General features: G+C 33.5%; 13 protein-coding genes and 1 pseudogene. 11 read left to right on the forward strand and 3 right to left on the reverse strand.

Translation table 11 applies throughout. From position 1 onward, the window contains the following. Nucleotides 1-47 precede the first annotated feature (47 nt). Nucleotides 48-1,919, reverse strand: a pseudogene (locus tag C8C83_RS26360) (alpha-amylase family glycosyl hydrolase). Nucleotides 1,920-2,661: 742 nt separating this feature from the next. Here C8C83_RS26360 and C8C83_RS26365 point away from each other — a divergent pair. From C8C83_RS26365 to C8C83_RS26395, 7 genes are all read left to right on the forward strand, one after another. Then, on the forward strand, nucleotides 2,662-4,311 hold the full coding sequence (locus C8C83_RS26365; RefSeq protein WP_121325726.1) for an OstA-like protein: 1,650 nt from the start codon (nucleotides 2,662-2,664) through the stop codon (nucleotides 4,309-4,311). A gap of 213 nt (nucleotides 4,312-4,524) precedes the next feature. Further along, on the forward strand, nucleotides 4,525-5,721 hold the full coding sequence (locus C8C83_RS26370; protein ID WP_121325727.1) for an aspartate aminotransferase family protein: 1,197 nt from the start codon (nucleotides 4,525-4,527) through the stop codon (nucleotides 5,719-5,721). A 272-nt stretch (nucleotides 5,722-5,993) separates the two neighbouring features. Next, complete coding sequence (locus C8C83_RS26375; RefSeq protein ID WP_132011973.1) at nucleotides 5,994-7,391, forward strand: tetratricopeptide repeat protein; 1,398 nt, start codon at nucleotides 5,994-5,996, stop codon at nucleotides 7,389-7,391. After that, the gene (locus C8C83_RS26380; RefSeq protein ID WP_121325728.1) at nucleotides 7,391-8,140 is read left to right on the forward strand and encodes a shikimate dehydrogenase; all 750 of its coding nucleotides are present in this window, start codon (nucleotides 7,391-7,393) and stop codon (nucleotides 8,138-8,140) included. Before C8C83_RS26375 ends, C8C83_RS26380 begins: the two co-directional genes overlap by 1 nt. A 66-nt stretch (nucleotides 8,141-8,206) precedes the next feature. Then, entirely contained in the window at nucleotides 8,207-8,962 is a 756-nt protein-coding gene (locus C8C83_RS26385) for a lipid A phosphoethanolamine transferase (RefSeq protein WP_121329884.1), read from the forward strand. A 303-nt stretch (nucleotides 8,963-9,265) separates the two neighbouring features. Beyond that, a complete protein-coding gene (locus C8C83_RS26390) occupies nucleotides 9,266-11,263 on the forward strand; it encodes a DUF349 domain-containing protein (protein WP_121325729.1) in 1,998 nt (665 codons plus the stop codon). Between the two features lie 429 nt (nucleotides 11,264-11,692). After that, the gene (locus tag C8C83_RS26395; protein WP_121325730.1) at nucleotides 11,693-12,109 is read left to right on the forward strand and encodes an OsmC family protein; all 417 of its coding nucleotides are present in this window, start codon (nucleotides 11,693-11,695) and stop codon (nucleotides 12,107-12,109) included. 77 nt (nucleotides 12,110-12,186) lie between these two features. Here C8C83_RS26395 and C8C83_RS26400 read toward each other — a convergent pair whose 3' ends face one another. Both C8C83_RS26400 and gyrA read right to left on the reverse strand, forming a co-directional pair. Next, nucleotides 12,187-13,458, reverse strand: coding sequence for a tetratricopeptide repeat protein (locus tag C8C83_RS26400; RefSeq protein WP_121325731.1), 1,272 nt, complete (start codon nucleotides 13,456-13,458; stop codon nucleotides 12,187-12,189). A gap of 48 nt (nucleotides 13,459-13,506) precedes the next feature. Continuing rightward, entirely contained in the window at nucleotides 13,507-16,149 is a 2,643-nt protein-coding gene (gene gyrA, locus C8C83_RS26405) for a DNA gyrase subunit A (RefSeq protein WP_121325732.1), read from the reverse strand. 257 nt (nucleotides 16,150-16,406) lie between these two features. On the opposite strand from gyrA, the gene C8C83_RS26410 reads away from it, so the two are divergent. The 4 genes from C8C83_RS26410 (at nucleotide 16,407) to C8C83_RS26425 (ending at nucleotide 21,729) form a co-directional block, all read left to right on the forward strand. Continuing rightward, nucleotides 16,407-18,953, forward strand: coding sequence for an ATP-dependent Clp protease ATP-binding subunit (locus C8C83_RS26410; RefSeq protein WP_121325733.1), 2,547 nt, complete (start codon nucleotides 16,407-16,409; stop codon nucleotides 18,951-18,953). Between the two features lie 140 nt (nucleotides 18,954-19,093). Further along, nucleotides 19,094-20,464 (forward strand): 30S ribosomal protein S6--L-glutamate ligase, encoded by a 1,371-nt coding sequence (gene rimK / locus C8C83_RS26415; RefSeq protein ID WP_121325734.1) that lies wholly within the window; start codon nucleotides 19,094-19,096, stop codon nucleotides 20,462-20,464. Between the two features lie 31 nt (nucleotides 20,465-20,495). After that, nucleotides 20,496-21,116, forward strand: coding sequence for a hypothetical protein (locus C8C83_RS26420; protein ID WP_132011974.1), 621 nt, complete (start codon nucleotides 20,496-20,498; stop codon nucleotides 21,114-21,116). 91 nt (nucleotides 21,117-21,207) lie between these two features. Further along, nucleotides 21,208-21,729: a YetF domain-containing protein gene (locus C8C83_RS26425; RefSeq protein ID WP_121325736.1), complete on the forward strand. Its 522-nt coding sequence runs from the start codon at nucleotides 21,208-21,210 to the stop codon at nucleotides 21,727-21,729. The last annotated feature ends 125 nt before the right edge of the window (nucleotides 21,730-21,854 follow it).

A 21,854-nucleotide genomic window follows, 5' to 3' on the forward strand; every position in this document is an offset into this window, starting at 1 on the left:
AAATCTTATAAAAAGAGAACTATTAAAACAAAAACCTGTTAGGTTAACTATTTCACGTCATAAATAAATGATTCCGAAGGCGCTATTTCAACGATGACAGTTCCTTCTCCATTCTTTACAACCAAAACATTTTTCTTATTCAAATACAATTGATCTGTAAGTACGTATTCACCATCTTTTAAATTCCATTTTAGAATAACATCAGATGGAATTTTCAAATTAAAGGCACTTGTTTTTTCAGAAGAAAAATTAGCAACAATTACTAGTTTTTGGCTTTCAGACCAACGAACATAAGAATAAATTGATTCGTCGTAACCTTGATTATTCTCACGGTTTACAGATTGAATCTCTTGAAAATCTCCCATTAAAGCTGAACTATTAATCGAAAAATTCAGCAATCTTTTGTAAAAATCTCGAAGATTTTTTTCTGAATCTGATAATTTTCCTCAGTCAAATTTTCCTTCATTCATCCAACGCTGATGATTTGGAACTCCAATATAATCGAAAATAGAAGTTCTCGAATGCGTTCCAAAACCTGCATCTTCGTTCCCCGCCTCACCTACTTCCTGTCCAAAATAAACCATTGTTGGCGAAGTACTAATTGTCGTAGAAACTATCATTAATGGTTTTCCTCTTTCCGGAGTTCCTGCAAACTCAGGACTTGCTAAACGCTGTTCATCGTGATTGTCTAAAAAATGAAGCATATGATGTTCAATATCAGACATTCTTTTTTGAATATCTGATAATCCATCAGGATTCGATTTTCCGCGAATAACATCTTTTAGTTTATCATACGTTTCAACTTTATCATACAAATAATCCATTTTTCCTAAACGGATATAATTGCGATATTCATTCGGATTATAAACTTCTGCTAATAAAAATGCATTTGGATTTTTCATTTTGATCGCCGAATTCATATAACTCCAAAATTCATACGGAACCATTTCGGCCATATCATATCGGAAGCCATCGACACCTTTTGCCGTCCAGTACAAAGCAATCGATTTAAACTTTTTCCAGGAATCCGGAACGTCTTTATCCTGCCAAAAAGCAAAATGTTCCTGATAAGACTTTTGATCAAATCCAGCAGGAAGTTCCGGAAAATCTTTGGAACCATCAGGACGAATTCCGTAATTTACTTTTACGGTTTCGTACCAATCATTCTGATCTGGTTTTACTTTTCGCGAACCATTTCCAGTCCATTTTGCGGGATTTTCATCAAAATAACCATCAATCATTGGATTTTTTTCTCCGTTTAACGGAATATCTCCATCCGGAATTTCAAAATGAACCTTCGGAATATAATAGAAATTATTATTTCTATCGTATTCAACATTTACATTATCATCGGCACCAAAATCTTTTACACCTTCGGGATTATTTTTTCCTTCATATTTACGAGCAATATGATTCGGTACAATATCAATAATTAATTTTAAACCTGCTTTATGAGTTCTGGCAATAAGAGCTTCAAATTCCTGCAATCTGTTCGCAGGGTTTACAGCCAAATCAGGATTCACATTATAATAATCTTTTACTGCATATGGCGAACCTGCACGGCCTTTTACAACCTCAGGATCATCATTTGAAATTCCGTAAGCGGTATAATCATGAACCAAAGCGTGATGTGGAACTCCGGTATACCAAATATAAGTAACGCCTAAATCTTTAATTTCATGAAGTGCTTTATCTGTAAAATCATTAAACTTTCCTACACCATTTTCTTCAATTGTTCCCCAAGGTTTGTTGGTTGTATTTTTATTTCCAAACAAACGGGTAAAAACTTGGTAAACTACAATTTTCTTCTCGGCAGGAACATCTTCTTTGATAGCATTCATTTTTATATCTTTTGTTTTGCATGATGAAAACAGCATTGTTACAGCCATTCCTGCAACTACAATTCTTTTATTTATCATATCTTTTAATAATCTGAACTTTTGGTCTAGTTAGTAAATCTGGTATTTTAAACCATTTTCTAAATTTAAACTAAATTTTAAAATTGAAATGAACCCAACTCTTATTTGTTCTGATTTCATTTAAAAAGAGGCAACTACAACGAGAGAGTACTGTATTTTGTTGATAATTTAAAATAAGGTTCATGGGGACAAAGGTTTTTTGAAATGAATTAAAGATTTAAAAATCTAAAAGAACCATAATAACCGCATAAGTATATTTTTGTGCCATTAGGCACTAAATATTGGTAGTAAATGAATTCAGGATTGATTTTACGTGCCGTAGGTACGTGACATTTATCAATTTGTTGCGTACCTAACGGCACGCTTGGGTAATCATTGAAATTATTACTACCAATATTTAATGCCTAACGGCACAATTCAAGCTACAATTTAAACTCCTACGTGTCCTCTATCTACAAACCTTTATCTCTTTGAATCTTTGACTTTGAACCTGCAACGCTATGTTAGACGCACTACTGTGCGTCTCTACGATATAAATTACGAATAAAATTCATTTACAAAAAACGCAAACAAAGCTTTGGACCTTTGCTACTCTGAACCTTTGAACCTAATAAAAAAACCTTTGCGCCTAAAAAGAAACATTTAAATTAATCCTAATAACATTATAAGGTTGTAACCTTTTTCATAAATTTGACAAAAATTTAATCAATTGAAGAAATCACTCTTTTTCATATCCTATTGTTTGCTTTTGTTAAGCGTACAATCCATTTTTGCACAAGCGCCAAAAAAAATTATCGTTGAAAACGCTGATCTTTCTGAAGTTAATGAAGTTTTAATACCTGGAGCATTATTATTAAGTGGGAATGTAAAAATTGACCATGATGGTGTTATACTGACTTGTAATAAAGCCTATTTCTTTCAAAAAGAGAACTACATCAAAGCTTTTGGAAACGTGCAATTAGTGCAAGGTGATACTTTGTTTCTAAATAGTAAATATGCAGAATATAGTGGGAATCTAAAAAAAGCTTTCGCAACCGGTGATGCCGTTATGAGTTCGCCTGATGCAACTTTGCAAACCGATACGATTAATTTTGACCGAAATGTTCAGCAGGTTTTTTACAATACAAAAGGTACAATTGTCAACAAAGACAATACTTTAGTAAGTAAATCAGGTAGATATTATGTTGCAGAAAAGAAATTTCAGTTCTTAACAGAAGTTACCATAACAAACCCTAAATATGTAATAAAATCTAATCATTTAGATTATTACAGCAATTCAGGTCACACCTATCTATTTGGACCATCGACGATTACCAGCAAAACCAATTATATTTACACGGAAAAAGGCTTTTATGATACCAAGAAAAATCTCGCCCACTTTTTACGGAGATCTTATATAAAATATGACGACAGACTTATAGAAGGCGATAGTTTATATTATAATCGGAATATTGAATTTGCATCGGCAACGCGAAATGTAAAAATTACAGATTCTATAAATCGCGGAATTGTAAAAGGTCATTATGCCGAGATTTATAAACTAAAAGATTCCATGTTTGTAACCAAAAGAGCGGTTGCAATTAACCTTGTCGAAAATGACTCCGTTTATATTCACGGAAAAAAATTAATGGTAACCGGCAAAGAAGGAGAACGCATTATTAGAGCTTTTAACAATGTTCGTTTTTTCAAAATCGACATGAGCGGAAAATGTGATTCATTGCATTCAGATACTAAAATTGCCTTGACAAAACTAATTGGAAACCCAATTATATGGAACGGCGAAAATCAAATTACCGGTGAAGTTATTCATTTAATTGGTGACCAGAATACCCGAAAATTAGATTCTATGAAAGTACTCAACAACACCTTTCTCGTCTCCAAGGACACACTCGGAACCGGTTATAATCAGGTCAAGGGAATCAATTTATTTGGAAAATTTAAAGACGGAAAACTCCATGATGTAGATGTTATTAAAAACACCGAAGTCATTTATTTCATGCGAAATGATCAGCATGAACTTATAGGAATCAATAAAAATGTAAGTAGTAAAATCAATCTGCTTCTGGAGAATAATGCCGTAGAAACCATTAGCTTTTTTAATAAAGTCGATGGCGATATTTACCCTGAAGCCGATTTGCCAGAAAATGCCAGAAAATTAAGAGGTTTGGTCTGGCGTGGCGATGAACGAATAAAGTCTAAAGATGATATTTTTACCGCAGAAGACAATGAACTCAATGACAAATTAATACAAGAAGGAAAAGACGAAGAAGCGAAGAACAAAGACGTTCCGATGAAAATCAGGAAAGAAACTTTAGATTACGACAAAAAGAAACCAGCTGTAAAAGCAGCAGCAAAACCTTCGGCTAAAGCCAAAACTAAAGCAGTAAAATAATTCTCAGTTTTTAGTATTCAGTCGCAGTTTTCAGTTTACAAAGCCTTGTGATCTTTGCATTTTAATAATGTAAACTTGATTGCAGCTTTGCAAACTTTGCGTAAATCTTTGCGATCTTTGCGGTTAAATTCAGCCTCAATATCAGTTTACAGCAACTTGAAACAAAAAACTCAGAACCTCAGATGCTTAGTAACTTAGAACCTTAAAAAAGAAATGAATCCAGATTTTATAAAATACCAGGCGCAAACCTCTCCTTATCCTTTAGGAATGGAGGTTTCGCACGCCATTGGTTCTTACATTTACGACACCAACGATAAAAAATATTTAGATTTCGTAGCCGGAGTTTCGGCTTGTACACTTGGACATCAACACCCAAGAGTCAATCAAGCCATAAAAGATCAGTTAGACAAATATTCGCACGTAATGGTTTATGGTGAATATTCGCAAAGTCCTGCTGTACAATATTGCAAATTACTAGCTTCGCTCCTACCGGAATCTTTAAATAAAACCTATTTAGTAAATTCAGGTACAGAAGCAATTGAAGGCGCATTAAAATTAGCAAAACGAACAACAGGTCGTAGTCAGCTTATTTCATGCCACAACGCTTATCACGGCAACACAATGGGTTCTATGAGCGTTATGGGATTTGAAGAACGCAAACAAGCCTTTCGTCCTTTGCTTCCGGATGTTGATTTTATCACATTCAATAATGAAGCCGATTTAGAAAAAATAACCACCAGAACAGCCGCAATACTTTTAGAAACTATTCAGGGAGGTGCAGGATTTATTCAGCCTCACGATAATTTTTTACAAAAAGTTCGTAAACGTTGCGACGAAGTTGGAGCGATGATGATTGTTGACGAAATTCAGCCTGGATTTGGTAGAACCGGAAAACTTTTTGGCTTCCAAAACTACGATGTCATTCCGGATATCGTCGTTATGGGAAAAGGAATGGGTGGCGGAATGCCGGTTGGCGCTTTTACAGCTTCGGCAGAAAAAATGGATCTTTTAACCGAAAATCCTAAACTGGGACACATTACGACTTTTGGTGGTCATCCTGTCATTGCGTCAGCATGTCTGGCTACTTTGCAGGAATTAACTGAAACAAACCTTATGACAGAAGCTTTAGAAAAGGAAAATCTCTTTAGATCGCTTTTGGTACATCCTTTGATAAAGGAAGTTAGAGGAAAAGGATTAATGCTCGCAGCAATGACTGAGACAGCCGAAATAACCAACGAAGTTATTTTGAACTGTCAGGACAAAGGTCTCATTTTATTCTGGTTACTATTCGAAGGATGCGCCATTAGAATAACACCACCATTAACCATTTCTGAAGAAGAAATAAAAGAAGGTTGTACCATAATCCTAAGTGTTATGGATGAAATCGTAAAAAAAGGGCTAAAAGCATAATTTGGAGCTATTTCCTGCTATCCGCTTTATTTTTTATCCGCCGCGGCGGAACAAAAGGATATCGCTTCTATCAGGGCTAAGACTCTCGGTTAAAAATAAAATATAATAATAACTAGTAATCTCTTTTTAAAATAAGAAGATTATGACTAAAAACAGAATAGGAATTCTGTCCATATTGTTAATTAAATTGTTCAAAACAATTAATTTCCTTTCCCCACAACAATAATATGGTTGCCTAAATTTATAACAGGCTAATTTCAAATAAACAAAGTATGCAATTAAGCAACGAAGAAGAAGATTATAACCTATCCCTATCCAAATTTGAGTCCATGTTAAAAACTAACAAAGTACTCTTTTTTGATTCTGAAGAATTTGAAGAAATCATTCTTCATTATTTAGATATAGGTAAGGCTAATTTAGCAAAAAAGGCCTTGAAACTTGCATTAGACCAACACCCAAAATCTACGGGCTTAAAATTAGTACAAGTAGAAATGTTGGTTTACGACGACAAACTGGAAATCGCCGAAAAACTCCTGAATGAGTTATATGCAATCGAACCTAACAACGAGGAAATTTACATCCAAAAAGCTAATATTTGTTCTAAAAGAGATCAACACGAAAAAGCGGTAGAATTGCTTAAAATTGCCTTGCAATATACAGACGACTACGCTGATGTGTACAACTTGATTGGAATGGAATATCTGTTTATGGATAACCTTGAGATGGCAAAAGACAGTTTTATCAAATGTCTTGAAGAAGATTTAGAAGATCAGTCTGCCTTGTATAATGTGGTTTATTGTTTTGAATTTTTAGATCAAAATCAGGAAGCCATTTTATATCTTAACGATTATATCAATAAAAACCCATATAGCGAAATCGCCTGGCACCAGCTTGGACGTTTGCATTATGGGGTAAAAGAATACGAAAATGCTATTCGTGCTTTTGATTATGCAACACTTATTGACGATGAGTTTTTGGGCGCTTTCATGGAAAAAGCAAAAGCCTATGAACGTCTTAAAAAATACAGTGAAGCAATCGAAAGCTACAACAGAACTATCGAGTTAGACGATGCAACTTCTTATGCGTTATTGCGTATTGGAAAATGCTATGAAAAACTAGGTAATTCAGCGAAAGCGTTACAATATTACAACCAAACTGTGCATGAAGATCCGCTTTTAGACAAAGGCTGGATTGCAATTACAGACTTTTATGTTCGTCAAAAAAACTTTCAAAAAGCATTGTTTTTTGTGAATAAAGCTTTAGCAATCGATAATCAAAATCGTTTGTACTGGAAACGTTATGCGACGATCAATAAACAAATGAACTTTTTTGAAGAAGCTGAATTTGGATACAGAAAAGCAGTAGAATTTGGAGATTATGCTCTTGACACTTGGTTATTTTGGGTAGATATACTTCAATTTTTAGGTGAATTCGAAAGCGCAATTCAAACCTTATTACAAGCTTCAGAATATTTTCCGGAAGAAAACGAAATCGAATATCGTTTGGCGGGATTGTATTTTATGATTCAGGACAACACAAAAGCAAAATTTCATTTAAGTAATGGTTTGCGTCTAAACTTCGAAAATTATATCTTAATCGAAGATTTATTTCCGGTAGTTTGGTCAAAAAAAATGGTTAAAAATTATATTGAAAAACATAGAAAAGAATAATGATTGATATTTTAAGAAGACGTTTTGGCTTGTTGGGCCGTAATATTAGTTACTCATTTTCAAAAGGATATTTTACAGAAAAATTCAGTGAAGAAGTTTTTGCTGGCAACAGCTACGAAAATTTCGATATTTCAGAAATTAATTATTTCACTGAATTAGTAAAAAACAATCCCGATTTAAAAGGATTAAATGTTACAATTCCATACAAAGAACAAGTTATTCCGTTCTTGCATAAACTATCAAAAAAAGCTGCCTTAATTGGTGCTGTAAATACCATTAAATTCACCAAAAACGGAGAATTAAAAGGCTACAATACCGATTATTATGGTTTCAAGAAATCATTAAAACCATTATTAGAGCCGCATCACAAAAAAGCACTGATTCTGGGAACTGGAGGCGCATCAAAAGGTGTAGCTTTTGCTCTCGATGAATTAGATATTCCGTATACTTTTGTATCGAGAGAATCAAAAGAAAATATCATTGATTACAGCTTAATCAACGCCACTACTTTTGACAATTTTCAGATTATAATTAATTGTACACCAGTAGGAACAAGTCCAAATATTGAAGCTTGTCCTGATCTTCCGTATGAGTTTTTCACAGAGAAACACATTGCTTATGATTTAATCTATAATCCCGAAGAAACTCAGTTTTTAAAAAATGCTAAAGAAAAAGGTGCTACAATAAAGAATGGTTATGATATGCTAATTTTTCAGGCAGAAAAAGCATGGAAAATCTGGAATAAATAAAAACAGAACTACAAATAAAACGGTAAAGTTATTTTTGTAACTTAGTCTATTCATTAATAGATGGTTATGAGAAAAATTCTACCGTTTTTTTTACTACTTTTTCCATTTTACAATTCAATTCTGGCTCAGGATACTATTAGTGAGCAGAAAAAAAACATTTATGAAGAAGCACGTTATCATTATTTTCTAAAAACGATATTACTTTTTAATGAGTATTTAGACACTGATACAGGCTCCTTCAATACCACACAACTTCGATTCTTGCACCCTATTGCAAATAACGCGTGGAACCTGCGAGTTGATTTACCATTAGTTTCTACAAACACCTCTTCTATAAACAAAACCGGTATTGGCGATATTGGAGTTGGTATTAGTTATATACCGTATCTAAAATACAATGGCGAAGGAATAGCTTTTCGCGCCAGAGTAATCTCAAACTCCGCTGTCGATCCTGCCCTTGGATCAGGAAAATGGGTGTTTGCTCCAGCTGTTTTTTACGGAAAATATATAAAGAAAGATCATCTCTTATGGATTGTTTCTTTAGAAAATCAAATGAGTTTTGCTGGTTCCGACAACAGAAACGATGTAAATCTAACTGCATTTGAGAACTACTTTATGTTTATATTGGGAAAAAACTGGATTGCAGCTGATGTCGCCTTTCGATACAACAACACCAATAAAGGTTATCCAAATAATGCTTTTGTAGAATTTGGAAGAAGAATTACCAAAAACGATATGGCTTATGTTCATCCGAGTGTTGCTTTTGGAGGACATAAAACCTATAACTATGGTATCGAAGTTGGAATGCTTATTTTATTCTGAATCGTTTCTGATAATAGAAAACGGAACTAAATACAACTTTTGAGAACTCTGAGATTTTAAAAGAAAACAAATCATTTTAGATTAAAATATAGACTTGCCACTAATTTTCTTAAAAGTGTATAAATTACCCATTTAATTAAACTTCAAAAAAAATAGTAAAAAAACAGATATCACATTACTAAATTACTTCATTAAATAGGAATTTCATCGTAAAATCATGTATAAACAAACGATTTATTTTGTATTTAGAAACTCCTTTACTATCTTTCGCTCTGTTTAAAATAAAAACCTTATACATTTAAAATGTTAGAAGAAAAGAATGATAACCTGCAAGAAGCAGACGGAAAATTAGAAATCGAAATTAACGATTCTACACAAGATAATGCAATTGAAACTACTGGTTCTGAAACAGCAACTGAAAACACAATTTCTGATGAAGAAGTTGTAGTAGAAAACACTGTTGAAACTGAAGTAACAGAAACAGAACATCAAACTGCATTAGATGCTATAACAAATTCGAACGCCGAAGAAAGTGAAGATGAAACGCTAAAAGAGCGCCATGATATTCCTATGCAGGATTACAACACTTTCTCTCTTGACGCACTTGTTGATGAATTGAAAAAATTGATCAACGACGATAAAGTGATGTCTGTAAAAGAGCATATCGAAGAGATTAAGAAAGCATTTTTACTACAATACAACCATCTTATAGAGGAGAAAAAAGAAGAATTCAACGCTTCTAAAGAAGATCCTAACGAAGAATTCGAATATCATTCTCCATTAAAATCTAAGTTTGACGAATATTATAATGTTTTCAGAGAGAAAAGAAATGCTCATTTTAAACATTTACAAACAAACCTTAAATCTAATTTAGACAATCGACTTGCAATAGTTGAGGAACTAAAAGAACTTATAAATCCGCAGGAAAACATCAAAGACACGCTTAAACATTTTAATGATTTAAGAGAAAGATGGAAAAATGCCGGAGCAATTCCAAAAGACAAATACAATCACGTTTGGAATAACTACCATTTTCACGTAGAGAATTTTTACGATTATCTGCATTTAGATCGTGAAGCAAGAGATTTAGATTTCAAATACAATCTGGAACAAAAGCAAAAAATCATTGCTCGCGTTGAAGAATTAGTAAACGAAACTGATATTAGCAAAGCTTTCCGTGAATTACAAGACTTACACAGAATTTGGAAAGAAGATATTGGTCCGGTTTCAAAAGAACACCGTGATAGTATCTGGAATAAATTCAGTGAATTGACTAAAAAAATTCATGACAAAAGAGAAATTTTATTCGAAAGCCAAAGAGCAAACGAACAAAATAATCTTGAAGTTAAGAAAGAAATCATTGGAAAAATTGAGGTTTTAGGAACTGAAAAAGTAAATTCTCACTCACAATGGTTAGTACAAATTCAGAAAGTAGAAGCACTTAGAAATGAGTTTTTTGCCGCCGGAAAAGTACCATCAGAAGTAAATGAAGAAACTTGGGCTGCTTTTAAAACTGCCGTTAGAAACTTTAATTCTTTTAAAAATTCGTTTTACAAAGACATTAAAAAGGATCAAAACGACAATTTAAATAAAAAAATGGCTCTTGTTGCAAAAGCAAAAGAACTGCAAGAAAGTACAGATTTTGGTGCTACAACTCCTGTAATGAAACAAATTCAGGAAGAGTGGAAACAAATTGGTCACGTTCCGAAAAAATATTCAGATAAAATCTGGAAAGAATTTAAAGATGCTTGTAATCATTATTTTGATAAATTAAAAGAGCACAAATCAGAAGAAAACGTTGATGAAGTTGCTGCTTTTGACAATAAAAAAGCTTACTTAGATATCCTAAGAGCTTACCAACTTACCGGTGATCACAAAACGGATCTTGATGCTATAAAAGCACATATCGAAATCTGGAAAGGTTACGGAAAAGTTCCTTTTGCAAGACGTCATATCGAAGGAAAATTCAATAAAATTCTTGATGCCCTTTTTGAAAAATTAAGTTTGAGTAAAAAAGAAACTGAAATGATGCGTTTTGCCAACAGAATTGATTCTTTATCTGACAGCAATGATACACGTAAATTAGACAACGAGAAGATATTCTTAATGCGTAAAATTGAAGAAGTTCAAAATGAAATCTTCCAATTAGAGAATAATATTCAGTTTTTCACAAACACGAAAAATGCTAAGAAAGAAAACTCAATTGTTCTTGAAGTTCGTAAAAACATCGCTATCCACAAAGAAAGCCTTGAAGTTTGGAAAGACAAATTAAAACAATTACGAAATTTAGGTCAGGAATAAGACGCTAAGTTTCTACAATAATTAAAAAAGGTGTAATGATATTTTCGTTACGCCTTTTTTGTTGGGGTCATTTTACCGCAAAGATGCAAAGGTTTTCGCAAAGTTCACAAAGCTAATTCAACACAACGCTTTGGGAACTTTGCGTTTACTAAGCGCAATCTTAAATAGAAAAACCTTTGCATCTTTGCGGTAAAATTTTATCCCATTTTTAAGATTGCCGACAATTCAACAACACAAAACTTTGCGAACTTTGCGTTTACTAAGCGTAATCCTGAACAGAAAACTTTGCGCCTTTGCGGTAAAATTCATCCCAACATTTACTTCATTTCAACCCCAAACTTAACACTCTAATTAAATTTCATAAAACTATTCTTTAAAATATTGATTATATTTGAGAATCAAAAGATTATAAACCTAAATTAATATAAAATGAAATTTACAAGAAAAGCAAATGCCAACTGGAAAGGAACCGGTATGGAAGGAACAGGAACTATCAGTACACAAAGTACAACATTAGATAATGCGCAATTGTCATTTAAGACAAGATTTGCAGACGGAGTAGGAACAAATCCCGAAGAACTTGTTGCAGCAGCACATTCTGGCTGTTTTACAATGCAATTAAGCTTTTTGCTAAACGAAGGAGGTTTTACTGCAGATGATTTAAATACAGAAGCGACAGTAACTTTTGAGGATGGAACAATAACATTAATCCATTTAGATTTAAAAGGAAAAGTTTCTGGAATTTCTGCCGAAGAATTTGAAAAGACAGCTGCAAAAGCAAAAGAAATCTGTCCGATTTCAAAACTTTTAAATACAACAATTACTCTATCAGCTGCTTTAGTTTAGTCAATACAGTAATCTATAAACAAAAAAATATCCCGCTTTTGACGGGATATTTTTTTATTCAAAAAGAATTAAAATTCTTAGTTCATTGTAGCTTTTAATGCTTTTGCTTCAGCAGTCATTTCTAAAGCTTTATAAACTCCTAATAATGTTTTAGAAACATCTTCATTTTTAGGATCTAATTCGTTTGCTTTTTTAAGGTAAGGAATAACTCCTCTAAAAACATTTTCTCTTTGTGCTTTTAACACATCGTAACGCTTCATATCTTTTGCAGAAGTACCCAATTTATTCATTTCATCAATGATTGGTTTCTCAGCCTCTAATTTTAATGCTGCAAGATTAAGATAAGCATTAGTATAGTTTGGATTGATTTCAATAGCCTTCAAGTAATATTTTTCAGCATCAGCGCTATTTTTTGCATTACCACTGATTACACCTAAATTAAAAACAAGATCAGCATTGTTTGGTTCTTTTTCCAAAGCCTGAGTAACTAATGTCTTGTAAGTATCATAGTCTTTAGTTTCAAGATATAAGTTAGCTTCAGAAAGAATCAAAGAAGAATCATCAGGATTTGCTTTTCTTGCATCAGCGATAGCTTTTTTAGCGTCTTCAGTACGTCCTTTTTGAACTAAGATCAAAGCTAAATTTTTGTAGATCTCACCTCTTTTAGAAGGAATAACTTCTGTTTTTGGTTTTTCGTGAGTTCCCAATTTTAAAGCTAAATCTCTTTCTTTTGCAGTATTAAAACCATCTTCATTACCTGAAGCTTTATTTACAGCTGTATAAGAAGTACCTTTTCCAGAATAATTCAATTTTTTCAATTCTTCATACATTGGCAAAGCGCTATCATAATCCTGAGCGTTTACTGCTGTTGAAGCTGCGTAATACAAGTTGATTGTATCTTTTTTGTCTAACAAATAAGCATCATACAATTTTTGAGCACCTTCTTTAACTTTTTTAGCTTGTGTATCTGCAATAGCTGAGTTAATAAGCTTTCCTTTAATTTCAGTAATTGAAGCAGCAGCCTGAACTGAATACTTTTGTTTACCTGAAGTTTTCTCAATCTCAATTAACTTTTTATAGCTTTCAGCCGCAAGAGATAAATTTGCGCCTTCTTCAACTTTTTTATTAGCTAAATCCAAATAAGCATTTCCTTGTACAAAATAGTATTGCGCTTGTTCAACGTCTTTGGCATTCACTACCAAGTTTTCAGCGTCTTTCAATATTGTAATTGCTCCTTGAGCATCGCCGCCTTTTAACGCTTTTTCAGCACTCTTAATTTGATCTTTCTGAGCAAAAGTAGCTACAGAAATCAATAATGCTGATGCTAGTATTACATACTTACTTTTCATAATATTCAATTTGTGTATTTAATTTTAATTATTCCTGGGTTAAATTTATTATTCTTCAGATTCCTCTTCTTCAGAGTCGTCTTCATCTTCTGTTTCTTCTTCAGAATCGTCATCATCGTCATCTTCTACGGTTCCGTCGTCTTCAAGAACTTCTAAATCCGGCTTAACTCTTTCGATAGCAGATTCAATAACATTTCCATCTTCATCAAGAACAACTTCTGCAACATCATCTTTCATAACTTTTGTTACAGCAGCGATAGAATCTTTACCTTTTAAGTTAATCAATCGAACTCCTTGTGTTGCACGACCCATTACACGTAAATCTTCGATAGCCATTCTAATTGTTAATCCTGATTTGTTGATAATCATTAAATCATCAGCATCAGTTACATTACTAATAGAAATTAATTTTCCGGTTTTCTCCGTGATATTAAGTGTTTTTACACCTTTACCTCCACGGTTTGTAATTCTGTAAACATCTTCTCCATCGTCATCAACTAATTTAGTACGTTTACCGTATCCGTTTTCAGTTACAACCAAAATCTGCGTATCATTTACATTCTCTTTATCAACTGTAACCATACCAATCACTTCATCAGTATCGTCTTTTAAGGTAATTCCACGAACTCCAGAAGCTGTTCTTCCCATCGGACGTGTTTTGGTTTCCTCAAAACGAACTAATTTACCAGACTTAACTGCTAAGATAATTTGGCTTTCTCCGTTTGTTAATTTTGCTTCAAGTAACTCATCACCTTCTTTAATTGTAATTGCAGCAACACCATTTACCCTTGGTTTAGAATATTTCTCTAAAGAAGTTTTCTTAACCTGACCTTGTTTTGTTACCATTACAAGATTATGACTATTGATATAATCTTTGTCTTTTAAATCTTGTGTACAAATGAAAGCTTTTACTTTATCATCGCTTTCAATATTTACTAAATTCTGAATTGCTCTACCTTTTGCAGTTTTGCTTCCTTCCGGAATTTCGTAAACACGCATCCAGAAACATTTTCCTTTTTGCGTAAAGAACATCATATATTGGTGATTGGTCGCAACGAACATATGCTCAAGGAAATCCTGATCTCTTGTTCCTGCGCTTTTTTGTCCTACTCCACCTCTATTTTGAGTTTTATACTCTGTTAAGTTAGTACGTTTGATGTAACCTGCGTGAGAAATTGTAATAACTACATTTTCATCAGCAATTAAATCTTCGATACTTACATCTCCACCAGAATATTCGATTGTAGAACGACGTTCATCTCCGTATTTCTCGCGGATTTCTTCAAGTTCTTCTTTAATTAAGTTTGTTCTTAAATCTACATCTGCCAATAATGCTTTCAAATGCTCGATTAACTTCATTAATTCATCATATTCAGCTCTTAACTTGTCTTGTTCCAGACCTGTTAACTGACGCAAACGCATTTCAACAATTGCACGTGCCTGAATATCTGACAGATTAAATCTTTCGATTAATTTCTCACGAGCTTCTTCAGTGTTTTTAGAACCTCTGATGATCGCAATTACTTCATCAATATTATCAGAAGCAATAATTAAACCTTCTAAAATGTGAGCTCTTTCTTCAGCTTTACGCAATTCAAAACGAGTTCTGCGAACTACTACATCATGACGGTGCTCGATAAAATAGTGAATCATATCTTTTAGATTCAACATTTGTGGGCGACCTTTTACTAATGCAATATTGTTTACACTAAAAGAAGATTGTAATGATGTAAACTTATATAAGGTATTCAAAACTACGTTTGGCGTAGCATCGCGTTTCAGGATATAAACGATACGCATACCGTTTCTATCAGATTCGTCACGAATATTGGCAATACCTTCAATTTTTTTATCGTTAACTAAATCAGCCGTACGTTTGATCATTTCGGCTTTATTAACCTGATATGGAATCTCAGTAACGATGATACATTCTCTTCCGTCAACTTCTTCAAAACCAACTTTAGCACGCATTACAATACGTCCTCTACCGGTTTTAAAAGCTTCTCGAACACCTTCATAACCATATATTACACCACCGGTTGGAAAATCCGGAGCTTTAATATGTGTCATTAATTCGTCAACTTCAATATCATTATTATCAAGATAAGCTAATGTACCGTTGATAACTTCAGTTAAATTGTGTGGAGGCATATTTGTCGCCATACCAACTGCAATACCTGTTGCTCCGTTTACTAATAAAGTAGGAACTCTTGTAGGCATTACTTTTGGCTCATATAATGTATCGTCAAAGTTCAATTGAAAGTCAACTGTTTCTTTTTCGATATCTGCCATAATATCTTCAGAGATTTTACGCATTCTGGCCTCAGTATAACGCATTGCTGCAGGACTGTCACCATCGACAGAACCAAAGTTACCCTGACCGTCCACTAATAAATATCGCATACTCCACTCCTGAGCCATACGCACCATTGCATCATAAACAGAGGTATCTCCGTGTGGGTGATACTTACCCAGAACCTCCCCTACGATTCTCGCAGACTTTTTGTGGGCAGATCTTGATGTTACTCCTAAATCATACATTCCGTAAAGAACTCTTCGATGCACTGGTTTCAAGCCATCTCTAACATCAGGAAGCGCTCTCGATACGATTACTGACATCGAATAATCAATGTAAGCTGATTTCATTTCATCTTCTATGTTAATAGGAATTAACTTTTCTCCTTCAGACATAAGTTGTTATGTTTAAATAATTATATTAGTTTCAAAGCGTGCCAAGATACGTTTTTTTGGAATTTTTTCAGCTATTTACTTACACTAATTTCAATGATTTATTAACAACTTTATTTTAGCTTTTAGTTAATAAATTAAGCGTCTTTTAACGCTTTTATTGCTATTTTTTTTGTCTCTTAGCTGTCAGGAGATCTGAAGGGTACGGTTTTTGTTTTTCAAACTGTAATTCACTAAATTTACAATACCAATTATATATTATGGATGATAATTTTTCACCAAGAGTAAAAGATGTTATTACATACAGTAAAGAAGAAGCCCTTCGTTTAGGACACGACTTTATTGGTACTGAACATCTAATGCTAGGCATTTTAAGGGATGGAAACGGAAAAGCTATTCATATACTTAATAACCTAGCAGTCGATTTAGACCATTTACGCAGGAAGGTAGAAATACTGAGTCCAGCCAACCAGAGCGTTGAAGTAAATGCCGAAAAGAAAAACCTTCATCTTACCCGACAGGCAGAAAGAGCCCTGAAGACCACTTTTCTTGAAGCTAAAGTATTTCAAAGCTCGTCGATTAGCACAGCTCATTTGCTTCTATGCATCTTACGAAACGAAAACGATCCAACAACCAAGCTGTTGAATAAACTAAAAATAGATTATGACATAGCTAAAGAACAATATTTAAATATGACTCCAAACGAAGAAGAATTCTTAGAAAACTTGCCAAGAAACGAATCGTATAATGACGATTCAGGACAAGATGACAGTCTTAAAGAAAGTAGTTTTAATAATCCCGCCAATAAGTCAAACAAAAAATCTAAAACTCCGGTGTTAGATAATTTTGGGAGAGATTTAACAGAAATGGCTGAGGAAGGAAAACTAGATCCGGTTGTAGGACGCGAAAAAGAAATTGAACGTGTTTCGCAAATCTTAAGCCGTAGAAAAAAGAACAACCCACTTCTTATTGGAGAACCTGGAGTTGGTAAATCTGCTATTGCAGAAGGACTGGCGCTACGTATTATCCAAAAGAAAGTATCTCGTATTCTTTTCCACAAACGTGTAGTAACTCTTGATCTTGCCAGCTTAGTTGCCGGAACAAAATACAGAGGACAGTTTGAAGAAAGAATGAAAGCCGTAATGAACGAGCTTGAGAAAAATGATGATATTATCCTTTTCATTGACGAAATTCATACTATCGTAGGCGCTGGTGGAGCAACAGGATCTCTTGATGCTTCAAACATGTTCAAACCTGCTTTAGCAAGAGGAGAAATTCAATGTATTGGCGCTACTACTCTTGATGAGTACAGACAATATATTGAGAAAGACGGAGCTCTTGAAAGACGTTTCCAAAAAGTAATTGTTGAACCAACTTCTGTTGAAGAAACGATTGCGATTTTGAACAATGTAAAAGACAAATACGAAGATCACCACAATGTAACTTATACTCAGGAAGCAATTGAAGCTTGTGTAAAATTAACAAACAGATATATGTCTGAGCGTTTCTTACCAGACAAAGCTATTGATGCTCTTGACGAAGCCGGATCTCGCGTACATATTACTAACATTGATGTTCCTAAACAAATTTTGGATTTAGAACGTCAGTTAGAAGAAGTTCGTGAAAACAAAAATATGGTTGTTAAAAAACAAAAATATGAAGAAGCAGCCAAACTTCGTGATGATGAAAAACGTATAGAAAAAGACCTTGCCGTTGCACAAGAACAATGGGAAGAAGATTCTAAAAACAACAGAATTGAAGTTACAGAAGATAATGTAGCCGATGTTGTTTCTATGATGACTGGAATTCCTGTAAACAGAATTGCACAAACAGAAAGTAATAAACTGGCGAAATTACCTGAATTAATTCAGAATAAAGTAATTGGTCAAAACGAAGCTGTTCTTAAAATTGCACGTTCTATTCAACGCAACAGAGCCGGACTTAAAGATCCAAACAAACCAATTGGTTCGTTTATTTTCTTAGGTCAGACTGGGGTTGGTAAAACACAATTAGCAAAAGTTCTTGCAAAAGAATTATTCGATTCAGAAGATGCGTTAGTTCGTATTGATATGAGTGAATACATGGAAAAATTTGCAATTTCTCGTTTAGTTGGAGCGCCTCCGGGATATGTTGGTTACGAAGAAGGTGGACAATTGACTGAAAAAGTTCGCAGAAAACCTTATTGTGTTGTTCTTTTAGACGAGATCGAAAAAGCGCATCCGGATGTATTCAATATGATGCTTCAGGTTCTTGATGATGGATATTTGACAGATAGTTTAGGTCGTAAAATTGACTTTAAAAACACTATCATTATCATGACTTCTAACGTTGGAGCACGTCAGTTAAAAGATTTTGGACAAGGTGTAGGATTCGGAACTGCAGCAAAAGTGGCTCAAGCCGATGATAACTCAAAAAGCATTATCGAAAATGCATTGAAAAAAACTTTCGCACCAGAATTCTTAAACAGAATTGATGACGTAATCGTTTTCAACGCTTTAGAAAAAGGTGACATTGATTTAATTATCGATATCGAACTTGCAAAACTTTATTCTCGTATTGCTGAATTAGGCTACAAGCTAAATCTTACTGACAAAGCAAAAGCATTTATTGCAGAAAAAGGCTTTGACAGACAATTTGGAGCAAGACCTCTAAAAAGAGCGATTCAGAAATATGTTGAAGATTTGTTAGCAGAAGAAATCATAACTTCAAAAATACATTCAGGTGACGAAATCTTAATGGATTTAAAAGATGATTCTCAAGAACTTTCAGTAGAAATCCACAAAGCTGAAGAACCAACAAATCAATAAGATAGTTAAGTTTTATAACAGAAATAACAAACCCGTTACGTTTTCATAACATAACGGGTATTTTTTTTAGATAATTTACTATCTTTAGTAAAAGCAAATAGCTATTTTTGGCTATTAAATTCTATAATAAAAAATAACGTATGCTTCAAAACAAAGTCATTTTAGGTAGCGAAGAATGGTGCTCATTTCCAGAACTAGGAATTCCAACGATCAAAGCTCGTGTGGACTCTGGTGCCAAAACTTCGGCAATGCACGCCATCAACATAGCTCCTTTTATTAAAAATGATACCAATTGGGTAAAATTTGATATTAATCCTATTCAGAATAACATCAAAACCATTATTCATTGTGAAGCTCCGCTGGTTGATAAACGAATTGTAAAAAGCTCAAGCGGATTCAGAGAACATCGTTACGTAATTCAGACACACATTAAACTTGGCGATATCAAATGGCCAATAGAAATGACATTGACCAATAGAGATTCAATGGGTTTCCGTATGCTTTTAGGTCGTGAAGCCATGAGTGGACGCGTTTTGGTTGATCCAGAAGAGAAATATTTATTAGGACAACCAACTCCTGAATCTTTAAAGGAATTATACCAAAATTCAGAAAAAGCGACTTCCGGATTGCGAATTGGTCTTCTTGCCAGTAATCCTGAATTATATAGCAATAAAAGAATCATGGAAGCGGGCGAAATGCGCGGTCATGAAATGCATTTCCTTAATATCAAGGAATGCTATATGAAATTGGATGCAAAGACACCAGAAATTCATTATCGAGGCGGAAAAATACTAAATCAATTCGACGCCATTATTCCAAGAATTCGACCAAGCATTACTTTTTATGGTTGTGCTTTAACGCGTCAGTTTGAAGCTTTGAAGGTTTTCGTTTTAAATTCGGCTACAGCCATAACGCAATCACGAGATAAATTATATTCGCTTCAATTGCTTTTGAATAGCGGAATTGACATTCCGACAACTGGTTTTGCCAATTCTCCTTTGGATACTGACAATTTGATTAAAATGGTTGGAGGTTCGCCTTTAATCGTAAAATTATTAGAAGGAACACAAGGAAAAGGTGTCGTTCTTGCAGAAACTAAAAAAGCAGCAGAAAGTGTTATCAACGCTTTCAAAAGCTTAAATGCAAATATCTTAGTTCAGGAATTTATTAAAGAAGCCAACGGAAAAGACATTCGTTGTTTTGTAATCGATGGAAAAGTCGTTGCAGCAATTCAGCGTGAAGCAATGCCTGGCGAATTTAGAGCTAATATTCACCTTGGCGGAACTGCTTCTGTAATCAAAGTTACTCCTGAAGAAAAAAAGATCGCGATTAAAGCCGCAAAAGCAATGGACTTAAAAGTAGCCGGCGTCGACATTATTCGTTCTTCAAAAGGACCATTATTACTTGAAGTAAACTCTTCTCCAGGTCTTGAAGGAATCGAAGGCGCAACAAACAAAGATATTGCCGGCGAAATGATTAGAGCGATTGAAAAAAACTTTAAGCTGATATAAAGCAGCACAAACATTAAAGTAAAAAATTTAAATGAAGAAAATTTCGATCTTTCTAATGCTACTTCTAGTGAGCTGCAATAAAAATAATTGCACTACTAATGAAAAAATTAGAAAAATTGAAACTGATAAAATAATAGAAACTTTTTTCGAGGATAAATATTTTAAAAACAATAAAGATGCTTACGCAGTTTGTATAGATTTTAAAAAACTCAAAATTAACACAGAGAGCATATATGCAGAACCAACAAAAAAAGTACAAATTATAAAGCTTCCACCTCGTTCACCAAGAATTCTTCAAAACACTGAAGTTTATATTGAAAGGCTTTTGAATGCAAATTTAAAGGGCAAAAAAATATTTAAATCTAAAGATTCGATAAACTTTGTAGAACAAAACAATTGCTTTTTTAAATATACCATTCCTAAAAAAATAGTAGGAAAGATAAAAACAATACCGGTATCAAAAATAGAAAACGCTACAGATTATATGATATTCTCAATTCCTATTTTTTCTGAAGACAACAAAAAAGCCTATATGGAAATTGATTGTTATTCAAAAGAATTACCATATGGAGAATCAGTATACTTAGAAAAAAAAGATAATATTTGGAAAGTAATCGATACTAAAACTATCTGGGTCAAATGTCAAGGCTAAAATAGCAATATCCATTAATCGACAAAGCTTTGTCAAAGTTTAAAACTTTGACAAAGCTTTTTTATTTAACTTTAATAAAAATAAAAAAAATATGCTTTACTCCTATTTAGACATTATTTTAAGAAGTCTTGCTGTCTATTTTTTCATGACAATTGCTTTGCGAATTTTTGGAAAAAAAGAACTTTCGCAACTAAATACTGCCGATATTATTCTGATATTATTAATTAGTAATTCCGTTCAAAATGCAATGGTTGGTCCGGACACAAGTCTTACAGGAGGATTAATTGCGGCTTTAGCTTTATTTGTAATTAATTTTATTATCAAAAAGCTAACACACAAATACAAAGTGATAAACAATTTACTTTTAGACAAACCTGAGATTTTAATCCATGACGGAAAGCTGGACTTTACAGCATTAAGCAAATTAGACATCTCACACGAAGAACTAAAAGAAGCAATGCGAGAACACGGAATCGAATATTTTGGCGATGTAAAGCTTGCTATGCTAGAAATTGACGGTACAATAAGCATTATTTCTGAAGATAAAAAGAATCTGAAACAAACGCATTACAAACGAAAACACAATCGCAAGAATTTACAGAAACAATCTTAAAATAAAAATTCCAATCTTTTTAAATTCCAAATTCCAACCCTGAACGTTGCCATTGGAATTTGGAATTTCAAACAAAAAAGCTGGTTTCAAATTGAAACCAGCTTTTTTTATACATACCGATATCG

It is taken from the genome of Flavobacterium sp. 90 (assembly GCF_004339525.1).
Lineage (GTDB): Bacteria > Bacteroidota > Bacteroidia > Flavobacteriales > Flavobacteriaceae > Flavobacterium.